General features: G+C 73.0%; 9 protein-coding genes and 1 pseudogene. 2 read left to right on the plus strand and 8 right to left on the minus strand.

The window, feature by feature from the left end; all coding sequences use genetic code 11:
- Window positions 1–513 precede the first annotated feature (513 nt).
- Window positions 514–726, minus strand: a pseudogene (locus ACFXJ5_RS18410) (DUF3140 domain-containing protein); the annotation flags it as partial.
- A 5-nt stretch (window positions 727–731) separates the two neighbouring features.
- Window positions 732–2,564: a transketolase gene (locus ACFXJ5_RS18415; protein ID WP_384631600.1), complete on the minus strand. Its 1,833-nt coding sequence runs from the start codon at window positions 2,562–2,564 to the stop codon at window positions 732–734.
- 151 nt (window positions 2,565–2,715) lie between these two features.
- Between ACFXJ5_RS18415 and ACFXJ5_RS18420 the strand changes: the two genes are divergently transcribed.
- The gene (locus ACFXJ5_RS18420; RefSeq protein WP_384631602.1) at window positions 2,716–3,624 is read left to right on the plus strand and encodes an RNA polymerase sigma-70 factor; all 909 of its coding nucleotides are present in this window, start codon (window positions 2,716–2,718) and stop codon (window positions 3,622–3,624) included.
- Here the strand turns inward: ACFXJ5_RS18420 and ACFXJ5_RS18425 are convergent.
- From ACFXJ5_RS18425 to ACFXJ5_RS18450, 6 genes are all read right to left on the minus strand, one after another.
- Entirely contained in the window at window positions 3,585–5,252 is a 1,668-nt protein-coding gene (locus tag ACFXJ5_RS18425; protein ID WP_384631603.1) for an AMP-binding protein, read from the minus strand. The genes ACFXJ5_RS18420 and ACFXJ5_RS18425 overlap by 40 nt on opposite strands.
- A 33-nt stretch (window positions 5,253–5,285) precedes the next feature.
- On the minus strand, window positions 5,286–5,654 hold the full coding sequence (trxA, locus tag ACFXJ5_RS18430; RefSeq protein WP_384631605.1) for a thioredoxin: 369 nt from the start codon (window positions 5,652–5,654) through the stop codon (window positions 5,286–5,288).
- Window positions 5,655–5,756: 102 nt separating this feature from the next.
- Window positions 5,757–6,224 carry a universal stress protein gene (locus tag ACFXJ5_RS18435; RefSeq protein WP_384631607.1) on the minus strand — a complete coding sequence of 156 codons (468 nt, stop codon included), beginning with the start codon at window positions 6,222–6,224 and terminating at the stop codon, window positions 5,757–5,759.
- Between the two features lie 9 nt (window positions 6,225–6,233).
- Window positions 6,234–7,709: a DHA2 family efflux MFS transporter permease subunit gene (locus tag ACFXJ5_RS18440; RefSeq protein WP_384631608.1), complete on the minus strand. Its 1,476-nt coding sequence runs from the start codon at window positions 7,707–7,709 to the stop codon at window positions 6,234–6,236.
- Between the two features lie 76 nt (window positions 7,710–7,785).
- Window positions 7,786–8,286: a MarR family winged helix-turn-helix transcriptional regulator gene (locus ACFXJ5_RS18445; protein ID WP_384631610.1), complete on the minus strand. Its 501-nt coding sequence runs from the start codon at window positions 8,284–8,286 to the stop codon at window positions 7,786–7,788.
- Window positions 8,287–8,360: 74 nt separating this feature from the next.
- A complete protein-coding gene (locus tag ACFXJ5_RS18450; protein ID WP_384631612.1) occupies window positions 8,361–9,641 on the minus strand; it encodes a citrate/2-methylcitrate synthase in 1,281 nt (426 codons plus the stop codon).
- A 71-nt stretch (window positions 9,642–9,712) separates the two neighbouring features.
- Here ACFXJ5_RS18450 and ACFXJ5_RS18455 point away from each other — a divergent pair.
- A partial coding sequence (locus ACFXJ5_RS18455; protein ID WP_384631613.1) for a citrate/2-methylcitrate synthase occupies window positions 9,713–10,758 on the plus strand: 1,046 nt, incomplete at its 3' end.

Raw genomic sequence — 10,758 nt, forward strand, 5'->3', positions numbered from 1 at the left:
GACGAATGGGACACCGGGGGTCCCCTGCGATCCGGCTCCCTCCAGCCTTGCGCGCCTCTCGAGCCCCCGCATCTCCGAGCCCCCCAGTCGGCTGCCGGGGCGGTGCCGGACAGGCTGGAGGCAGTCGGCCGCCCGATACGGAGGCCCGGCCGACCGGGGCCGTGGAGGGTCTTCGGGTCGAGGTAGGTCGAGGTAGGGGGCCGCGGAGGTCGCCGCCCGCCCGGTCCGGAGGCTCCGCAGGTCACCGCCGTACTCGCCGAGCACGAGCCGCGCGCCGTCACCGAGCTGGGTGGCGGTGCGCTCCCCGCAACGCCGGTAGCCGCACCGGCCGAGGGCGTCGTGGAGCGCGCGGGCCGCCGCGACGGTGCTGCCGGCCCGGATCCGCGCGCTGAGTGTGGATGCCCGCTTCCGTGGCGTACGTCCGGCCGCGCCCGGCCGGCAGCGCGCGGACCGTGTCCTCGCGGACCGTGTCCTCGCGGACCGTGTCCTCGGCGGTCAGAGCAAGCGCCCCTTCTCCACGACGTCGTACATCACACGGATGTCCTCGTCGGTCAGGTCAGAGCGGCGCTTGCGCAGGATGGCGAGCACCTGTTCCCCGGTCTCCTGTTCCTCTCCCGGGGCGGCGGCCGTGCTGAGCCATTGGCCGAGCTCCAGGGAGGTCACGTTGACCACGCCCTGGAACTCCTCCCAGAGGGCGTCCAGCTCGAGGGCGTCGATGTCCGCCATCCGGGTCAGTCCTTCCGTACGAGATCGCGGGCCGCCGTCGTGATCGCCTCCGCGTCGATACCGGCCTCGTGGAGCTGCTGCTCCGGGGTGGCGGAGCCCGGCATGGTGCGTACGGCCAGGCGCGTCAGGCGGGGCGGGCGGTGGCCGTCGAAGGCTTCGAGGACGGCGTCGGCGAGGCCGCCCTCGGCACGGTGGTCCTCGACGGTGACGAAGCGGCCGGTGAGGTCGGCGGCGGCCCGAAGGGCGTCGGCGTCGACGGGCTTGACCGAGTACAGGTCGATGACGCGGGCCGCGATGCCCTCCTCGGCCAGGCGGTCGGCGGCGGCCAGGGCCTCGTGGAGGGTGATGCCGGCCGCGATGATCGTGACCTGGTCGTGGTCGCCGGAGCGGGGGAGCTTGCTGCCGCCGACCGGGAAGTCCTCGTCGGGGCCGTAGATCACCGGGGTCTTGCCCCGGGTCGTCCGCAGGTAGCGGATGCCGTCCAGGTCGGCCATGGCGGCGGTGAGCCGGGCCGTCTGGTTGGCGTCGCAGGGGTAGAGCACGGTGCTGCCGTACAGCGTGCGGAAGGTGGCGATGTCCTCCAGGCCCATCTGCGACGGGCCGTCCTCGCCGATGGACACCCCGGCGTGGGAACCGGCGACCGCGATGCCGGCCCGGCTGACGGCGGCCATGCGGGCGAAGTCGTAGGCCCGGGTCAGGAAGGCGGCGAAGGTGGACACGTAGGGGATCCAGCCCCGCGCCTGCATGCCGACGGCGGCGGCCAGCAACTGCTGCTCGGCGATGTAGCACTCGAAGTAGCGGTCGGGGTGCTCCTTGGCGAAGAACTCCGCGCGCGTCGAGTCGCCGACCTCGCCGTCCAGCGCGACCACCTCGGCCCGCGCGGTCCCGAGGGCGGCCAGCGCCTGCCCGTACGCGTCGCGGGTGGCGACCTCGTCGCCGTTGTCGTAGCGCGGCAGTTCCACGGTGCCGCCCAGCGGGCGGTGCGGCACCCGCAGGTCGGTCGGCGGCGTCACGTGCACCCGCAGGTCCCGTACGCCGCCGAGCTCGGCGATCGCCGCCTCGGCGTCCGGCAGCGGCTTGCCGTGCGCGCCCTCGCGGTCCTGGACGGCGGCGACGCCGCGCCCCTTCATGGTGCGAGCGATGATCGCGGTCGGGCGGTCGGAGGTCGCCTGGGCGGCGGCGAAGGCACCGTCCACGGCGACGACGTCGTGGCCGTCGACCTCGATCGTGTGCCAGCCGAAGGCCTCGATACGGCGGGCGTAGGCGCCGGTGTCCCACTCGTGGCGGGTGGGTCCGCGCTGGCCGAGCCGGTTGACGTCGATGATCGCGGTCAGATGGTCCAGCTTCTCGTAGCCCGCGTGCTCGAACGCCTCCCACATCGAGCCCTCGGCCATCTCGCTGTCCCCGCACAGCACCCACACCCGGTACGGGGCGCGGTCCAGGTCGCGGCCGGCGAGCGCCAGGCCGACCCCGACGGGCAGTCCCTGGCCCAGCGAGCCGGTCGCCACGTCCACCCAGGGCAGGCGGGGCGTGGGATGGCCCTCCAGCCTGCTGCCGAGCGTGCGGTAGGTCAGCAGCTCGTCGTCGGTGATCGCGCCGGCCGCCCTGTACAGGGCGTACAGCAGGGGCGAGGCGTGCCCCTTGGAGAAGATCAGATGGTCGTTGCCCGGATGCTCGGGCCGGTCGAAGTCGTAACGCAGGTGGTTCGCGAACAGCACGGCCATCAGGTCCGCCGCCGACATCGACGACGTCGGATGCCCCGAGCCCGCCGTGTCCGACGCCCGTACGGCGTCCACGCGAAGCTGCTGTCCCAGTTCCTGTAGTTGATCGTGTCGCATGTCGCTCCCTCCGGTGAACGGTCGCCTGCCCGTGCGGATGGGGACGAAACGGCCACGTGGGCCGCCGGCGGGGCGGGCGCAGCGGCGCGGTACTCCCCGGGCGGACCAACGTGCCGTCAGCGCGCGAAGGGTCCCGTGGCATCCTGCGGGCATGGACGACGACGCAGCGGAGTTCGAGGAGCACCGTCCCCGGATGTTCGGCCTCGCGTACCGCATGCTCGGCTCGGCGAGCGAGGCCGAGGACGCCGTGCAGGACGCGTACCTGCGCTGGAACGGAGCCGACCGCTCCGCCATCGCCCGGCCTGCGGCATGGCTGACCAAGGTCACCGCCAACCTCTGCCTGAACCGGCTGACCTCCGCCCGCGCCCGGCGCGAGACGTACGTCGGCCCCTGGTTGCCCGAACCGGTCCTGACCGGCGAGCCGGGGCCCCTGGAGGCGGCAGAGCAGCGCGAGTCGGTCTCGATGGCGCTCCTGACGCTGATGGAACGGCTGGCGCCCGCCGAGCGCGCGGTCTTCGTCCTGCGCGAGGCCTTCGGGCACAGCCACCGCGACATCGCCGGCATCCTCGGCATCGGAGAGGCCAACTCCCGCCAGCTGCACCGCCGCGCCCACCAGCGGATGGCCGAGGACCGGCGGCGGTTCGAACCGACGGAGGAACACCGGCGCGAGATGGTCGAGCGGTTCCTCGACGCGGCCCGGGGCGGCGACCTCGCCGGCCTGGAATCGCTCCTGGCCGAGGACGTCATCGCCTGGTCCGACGGCGGCGGCAAGGTCACCTCCGCCCGCCGCCCCGTCCTGGGGCGCGCCAAGGTCGCCCGGTTCATGGCAGGCCTCTTCCGCGGCGCCGACCCCGACACCGTCGTCGCCGTCGCCGAGGTCAACGCGGCTCCCGCTCTCCTCGCGCTGCTGGCCGGGCACGTCATCGGTGTCCTCGTCCCCGAGATCGACTCCGGGGGGATCGCGGCCATCCGTACGGTCACCAACCCCGACAAGCTCGGATACCTGGCGGCGCAGCTCCGTCAGCGCCCCAGCAGCTCCTCGCGGCCCTGGGTGCGATAGCGGGCCAGCAGGGCGGCACGGTCCGCTTCGGTCAGCGGACGGTAGGCCGCGCCGCACGGGCCCGCGCCGGGCGGCGACCACCACACGGGGTCGGCGCACCGGAATCCCTCGCGCCGCAGTCGTGCCCGGTGCACCTTGTTGGTCGCGGTGACCGGCATACGCGGCACGATCCGTATGAACCGGGGCGCGGTCTTCGTACCCAGGTCCGGCTGCGCGGCCAGGAAGTCGCTGAAGGCGGCCGGGTCGAACGGGGCCGAGCCGTCCCGCAGGGCGACGGCGGCCATGACCTGGTCGCCGGAGACCGGGTCGGGGACGGCGTGGACGGCGACGGCGGCGGCCGGCGGGAAGCGGGCGAGGATGTTCTCGATGAGTGCGGCGGCGAGGTTCTCGCCGTCGACCCGCAGCCTGTCGTCGGCGCGCCCGGCGAAGTGGAAGTACCCGTCGGGGTCGCGGAAGAAGAGGTCGCCGGTCCAGTACCAGCCGAGGCGGGTGCGTTCCGCGACGGCGGCGCCGTTCTTCCAGTAGCCCTCGAAGAGGCTGCGGCCCCGGTTGACCAGCTCGCCTATCGCCTCGTCGCCGTTCAGCAGGCGGCCGGCGCCGTCCAGTACCGCGCGCGGCCGCTCGTCGCCGGTCGCCGGGTCGACCACGGCCAGGTCGGCGCCGGGCGCGGCCCGCCCGACCGCGCCGGGCGGGGTGCCGGGGGAGTGCTGGATCGCGGCGCCGCCCTCCGACGAGCCGTAGCCCTCGGTGAGCGGCACCCCGAAGCGGTCCGCGAAGCGCGCCGCGTCCACCGCGCCGGCCTCGGTACCGAAGCCGTGCCGCAGGGTGTGGTCGCGGTCGTCGGGCCGTTCGGGGGTGGCCAGCAGGTACTGGACGGCGCGGCCCACATAGGTGAAGTAGGTGGCGCCGTAGGCCCGTACGTCGGGCAGGAAGGCGGACGCCGAGAAGGAACGCCGCAGTGCCACCGCCGCGCCGCCGGCCAGCGCGGGCGCCCAGTTGGCCATCACGGCGTTGCCGTGGAAGAGCGGCATGCAGACGTAGTGCACGTCGTCCGGGCCCAGGCCGAAGTGCGCGGCCAGCGACCGCCCGGCGTTCGCGAGCCTGCCCTGCGAGCAGATCACCGCCTTGGGCGAGCCGGTCGAGCCGGAGGTGAAGTACAGCAGCAGGCGCGTGCCGGGGCCCGGATTCCGTACGGGCGGCTCAGCGCCCGCGTACGGCGCCAGCAGGGCCTCGTACGCCGGGTCGTCCACGACGAGCACCCGCTCCGGGGCCAGCCCCAGGTCGAGTCCGGCCAGCAGTGGCAGGTGGGCCCGCTCGGTCACCAGCACCGCGCACTCGGTGTGGGTGATGTCGCGGGCCAGTTCGGCGCCGCGCCGGGTCGGGTTGACGCCGACGACGGACGCACCGGCGAGTGCGGCGGCGCTCAGCCACAGCGGATACTCGGGCACATTGGCCAGCAGCAGCCCCACATGCGGCTCGCGTCCGGCCGGCAGCAGATCGGCCAGAAACGCCGCCCGGGCGGCCGCTTCCGCGGCCACCCGGTGATGGCTGAGCACGTGGTCCCGGTATTTCAGGCCGGGGCGGTCATCGCCCCATCGCGCCAGCACCAACTCCGCGACGGTCTCCATGCCGCCGCACGATAGCTGACGCGTCGTCAGATGTCAGGACTGCTGCGCCGCTTCACTGACCGACTTGCGGACCTCGTCCATGTCCAGCGCCTTCGCCTGCTCGATCACGCTCTCCAGCGCCTGCTCGGGCAGCGCGCCCGGCTGGGCGAAGACCGCGATGCGATCGCGCACGACCATCAGCGTCGGAATCGACTGGATCTCAAAGGCCGCCGCCAGCTCCGGCTGCGCCTCGGTGTCGACCTTCGCGAAGACCGCGTCGTCGTGGCGCTCCGAAGCCGCGTCGTACACCGGGGCGAACATCCGGCACGGGCCGCACCAGGACGCCCAGAAGTCGATCAGAACGAAGTCGTTCTGCGACACGACCTCGTCGAAGTTGTCCTTGGTGAGCTCAATGGTGCTCATACGTCCCTTACCTGCTTCCGGGTCGTCGGTCGGTACCCACTGGCGGGAACGAAACGGATCCGCACCCTATTCCGGCGCTCGGCGAGGGGCCGGGAGCAGCCCCTACGGGACCACCGTCACCGGCCAGCGCCCCGCCTTCACGAGGCGGACGGCGACGGAGCCGATGATGCGGTGGCCGGCCTGCTCGGAGGCGCCGACGACGACGGCGTCGGCCTTGAGCTCGTCGGCGGCCTTCGCGAGCCCGTTGAAGGGGTCGCCGGTGAAGGTGTGGAATTCCCAGCGGAGCTGGAAGACTCCTTCGATCTGGGCGGCGGCGCGGCGGATCTCGGTGACGAGCTGCTCGGCGATCTCGCCGGTGGCCTCGGCGACGGGGGCGCCGAAAGCGGCGCCGGCGCTGATGACGGGTTGTACGTAGACGATGGCGAGCAGAGCGTTCTGCCGCCGGGCGAGCCCGGCGGCGTACGCCGCGGCCTTCCAGGACGATTCGGAACCGTCAACGCCCGTCACGATGACCTTCGGGCCGTCCGTACCGCGCTCGAATGGCGCGGGCACCTTGTTCTCGTCCTTCACGCCCCGAGGCTATCGCTTGGCGCGGGCGGCGTGTTGATCGGGGACGGGCTCGGCCGGAGCGGCCTGCGGGGCCCCGCCGCCGGTCCGCAGGACGATCGCGGTGAGCAGGGCCGCGGCGAGCATGAGCCCGGCGCCGGTGGCGAAGGCGAGGTGGTAGCCGCCGGTGAGCGCGGTGGCCGTGTCGTGGCCGGAGCCGAGCAGGCGGTCGGTACGGGAAGCGGCCAGGGTGCTGAGGACGGCGAGGCCGAGGGCGCCGCCGACCTGCTGCGTGGTGTTGGCCAGGCCGGACACGAGCCCCGAGTCGCCGGGCGTCGCGTCCGCCATGGCGAGGGTGGTGATCGTGGGCAGCGCCAGGCCCGCCCCTGCGCCCAGCAGCAGCAGGGCGGGCAGGACGTGCGCACCGTAACCGCCCTGCGCGGGAAGCCGGGTGAGCAGGACGAAGCCGCCGGCGAGCAGCAGCAGGGCGGCCGCCATCACGGTCCGCAGGCCGAACCGGGCGATGAACCGGGCGGCGAGGAAGAGCGAGGTGGCCCCGATCGCGAGGGTGATCGGCAGGAAGGCGACACCGGTGCCGACGGCGTCGTACCCCAGCACCCGCTGCAGATACAGCGCGACCAGGAACTGGAAGCCGAACATCGGCGCCACCATCACCGCCTGGACAAGATTGGCTCCCGCCACATTGCGTGACCGGAAGATCCGCAGCGGGAGCAGTGGATGGGCGGCGTGAGCCTGGCGCAGGACGAAACCGGCGAGCAGGGCGACCGACACCGCGCCGAGGCCGAGCGTGCGCGCCGAGCCCCAGCCGAAGTCGGCGGCCTTGACGATGGTGTAGACGCCCAGCATCAGCGCCGCCGTGACCAGGGCCGCGCCGATCGCGTCGGCGCCCCGGCGGAGCCCGACGCCGTGGTCGGGGTCGAGCACGCGCCCGGCGAAGAGGGCGGCGGCTACGCCGATGGGGAGGTTGACGAAGAAGATCCAGTGCCAGCTGATGACCTGGGTGAGCACGCCACCGGCGATGACCCCGATCGACGCGCCCGCGGAGCCGACGAAGCTGTAGACGGCGATCGCCTTGGACCGCTCGCGCGGTTCCGTGAAGATCGCGACGATCATGCCGAGGGTCACGGCCGAGGCCATGGCGCCGCCGACGCCCTGCAGGAAGCGGGCGGCGATCAGTGTGCCGGGATTCGTGGACACCCCGCACAGCAGCGAGGCCGCGGTGAAGACACCGAGCCCCGCGATGAAGACCCGCTTGCGGCCCAGGAGGTCACCGAGTCGCCCGCAGAGCAGGAGCAGACCGCCGAAGGCGATCAGGTAGGCGTTGACGACCCAGGTCAGATGCGACTGCGAGAAGCCGAGATCGCTCTGGATGGACGGCAGGGCCACATTCACGATGGTGCCGTCCAGGATCACCATCAGCGTGCCTGCGCACAGGACGAAGAGCGCCGGCCACCGTGGGGCGGCGGTCGCGGGGACGTGCTGGGGCATGGGGTCGCCTCCTGGTCGGTGAAGTACCAGGAAGGACGCTACCAGATTGTTTTGTAAGGGACTATCTACTTCGGACTTACTTTCGCGACTGCCGGGCCCGCCGCACCTGACGCTCGGACGCCACGGGCTCCGCGAGATGCCCGTTCACCAGGCGCACGAGTGCCGAGGCGAACGCCTCCCGCTCCTGCTCGGGCAGCGCGCCGAGCACGTCGCTGTGCACGTGGTCGGTGATCTCCCGGCCCGCCTCGACGGCCTTGCGGCCCTCCTCGGTGACCCGGATGATGCGCGCCCTGCGGTCGGTGGGCGACGGGACCCGCTCGGCCAGGCCGGCCTTCTCCAGCTCGTCGACGGTCACGACCATCGTGGTCTTGTCGAGCCGGGACAGCTCCGCCACCTGCGCCTGGGTGAGACCGCCGGGCAGGGCGTGGGCGAGCACGCAGAAGCCGCGCGGTGAGATGTCCAGCTCGCCCAGCGCCGCTGTCGTCTGCGTGGTCAGCACATGCGCCGCGTGCTGGAGCATGCCCGTCAGATCCAGGCCGGCCGACACGGGCTGCGGGGGTGTTTGTGCGGTGGTCATGGATCGAGCGTAACAAGATAGGTCTGCTACGGGACTATTCGCGTCCGGGACGATTTTGCGTGTCGCAGTCCGCGTCACGGCAGGGGCTGCGGCGGCTTCGGGCCGTCGTAACGGCCGACGGGACGCATGCGCAGAGGCGGCTCGGCGTACTCCTCGAGGGCGTGGGCGATCCAGCCGGCGGTGCGGGCGACGGCGAACACCGTTTCACCGGCCTCGGCGGGCATGGCGGAGGAGACGGACAGCACGGCGAGGGCGAGGTCGACGTTGGCGTGCAGCGGAGTGTGCCGGGCGGCGGTCTCGACGACGTCGCGGGCCGCGGCGAGGGCGGGCGCGGCCTGCGGCACCGCGTCCAGGAGCCGGAAGAGCATCCGGGCCCGGGGGTCGTCGCCGGAGTACAGGCGGTGACCCAGCCCCGGCACGCCCCGCCCGGTGCGGAGGTGGTCCGCGACCACCGGGGCCGCCCCGCCCCGCTCCAGCACCTCGACCAGGAAGCGGTGCGCGAGCCCGCTCGCGGCGCCGTGCAGCGGGCCCTCGAGGGCGCCGAGCCCCGCCGAGACGACCGCGTACGGGTGGGCCCGGGCCGACGCGGCGACCCGGACGGCGAGGGTGGAGGCGGCGAGGTCGTGGTCGATGAGCAGGGCGAGTGCCGCGTCCAGCACGCGCAGTGACGCATCTTCAGGAGTGCGCTCGGTCAGCCGGGACCACAGCCGCCACGCCAGCCGGCCCTCCCCCCGGTGCGGCCGCCCGGCCGGCGGCAGCGCGTCGACCAGGGTCGGGATGAGGCTGCGGGCGCTGCCGAGCACGGCCTCCGGGGACAGGTCGAAGCGCAGCGGATCGGCAGCGGCCGCCGCGATGGCCGTGACCCGCAGCCGGTCCATGGGGCCGCTGTGCGCGGGGAGCGCGGCCACGGAGCGGCGGGCGGCGGCCAGCGTCCGCTCCGGCGAGGTGAAGCGGGTGCCGGGCCGCATCACGCCGGTCCACAGCCACTCCGCGATCTCCTCGTAGCCGTAGCGCTCGGCCAGTTCGGTCGCGTCGACGCCGCGGAAGTAGTACCGGTCCTGGTCGATCAGGGTGATGCCGGTACGGATGGCCCCCAGGGCCCCTGCCCCCGGCCCCGCTCCGGCCCCCGACGCCGGTGTGTCGTCCCCCGGACGCCGGGCGGAACGTCGCGCCAGCGCCTCGACCTCCTTCGCGTCGAAGGTGCTGCCGCGCCCACCGGTCGCGCGACGGCTGGTCAGCAGCCCGCGGCTGACGTACGCGTACACCGTCTCGGGCTTGACGCCGAGCCGCTCGGCAGCCTCCCGCGTGGTCAGCCTCGTTGATTGATCCGCCATGGGTCCCATCCCATCACACATTGATTGAATCAATGTTGACATGCATTGAGTCAATCATAGACATTCATATCAACATCAAGGGAGGAACCACCATGTCGATCACCGACGTACCGCGCGGCCTCAAGGGCGTCGTCGTCACCGAGACCGAAATCGGCGACGTACGCGGCAGCGAGGGCTTCTACCACTACCGCCAGTACTCGGCCGTGGAACTCGCCCGGACCCGCACCTTCGAGGACGTCTGGCACCTGATGGTCCACGGCGCACTGCCCGACGCCGCCGAGCGCGCCGCCTTCACCGCCCGCACCGCCGCCCTGCGCCACCTGCCGGCCGACGTCAGCGACGCGCTCCCCGCCATCGCCCGCTCCTGCGCGTTGAGCGGCCCGCTCACCGGCCTGCGCACCGCGCTCTCCCTCTGCGGGGCCTCGGCCGGACTGCGCCCGCTGTACGACATCGATGCCGACCGGCGCCGCGGCGACGCCATCGCCGCCTGCGCCGCCGTGCCCACCCTGCTCACCGCCCTGCACCGGATCGGCCAGGGCCTGGCGCCGGTCGAACCCCGCGACGACCTGCCGTACGCCGAGAACTACCTCTACATGCTCACCGGCGAGGAGCCCGACCCCGTCCGGGCCAGGGCGGTCGAGCAGTACCTGATCTCCACCGTCGACCACGGCTTCAACGCGTCCACCTTCACCGCCCGCGTCATCACCTCCACCGGTGCCGACCTCGCCGCCTGCCTCGTCGGTGCCGTCGGCGCCCTGTCCGGCCCCCTGCACGGCGGCGCCCCCAGCCGCGCCCTCGACACCCTCGACGCCATCGGCACCCCGGACCGTATCGACCCCTGGATCCGCGAACTCGTCCTCTCCGGCGACCGCGTCATGGGCTTCGGCCACCCCGTCTACACCACCGAGGACCCCCGCTCCCGCATGCTCAAGCAGATCGCCCGCGGCTTCGGCGGCCCCCTCGTCGACTTCGCCGTCCAGGTCGAGGAGCGCGTCGAGGCGATCCTCGCCGAGCTCAAGCCCGGCCGCGAACTGCACATCAACGTGGAGTTCTACGCCGGTGTGGTCATGGAACTCTGCGGTCTGCCGAGGGAGATGTTCACTCCGACCTTCGCCTGTGCCCGCGTCGTGGGCTGGAG

This window comes from Streptomyces sp. NPDC059373 (genome assembly GCF_042751495.1).
GTDB lineage: Bacteria > Actinomycetota > Actinomycetes > Streptomycetales > Streptomycetaceae > Actinacidiphila.

Coding starts and splice junctions, on each gene's coding strand:
- ACFXJ5_RS18445 (WP_384631610.1), bottom strand. CDS start 8,286: ATGACCACCGCACAAACACCCCCGCAGCCCGTGTCGGCCGGCCTGGAT.
- ACFXJ5_RS18440 (WP_384631608.1), bottom strand. CDS start 7,709: ATGCCCCAGCACGTCCCCGCGACCGCCGCCCCACGGTGGCCGGCGCTC.
- ACFXJ5_RS18415 (WP_384631600.1), bottom strand. CDS start 2,564: ATGCGACACGATCAACTACAGGAACTGGGACAGCAGCTTCGCGTGGAC.
- trxA (WP_384631605.1), bottom strand. CDS start 5,654: ATGAGCACCATTGAGCTCACCAAGGACAACTTCGACGAGGTCGTGTCG.
- ACFXJ5_RS18420 (WP_384631602.1), top strand. CDS start 2,716: ATGGACGACGACGCAGCGGAGTTCGAGGAGCACCGTCCCCGGATGTTC.
- ACFXJ5_RS18425 (WP_384631603.1), bottom strand. CDS start 5,252: ATGGAGACCGTCGCGGAGTTGGTGCTGGCGCGATGGGGCGATGACCGC.
- ACFXJ5_RS18450 (WP_384631612.1), bottom strand. CDS start 9,641: ATGTGTGATGGGATGGGACCCATGGCGGATCAATCAACGAGGCTGACC.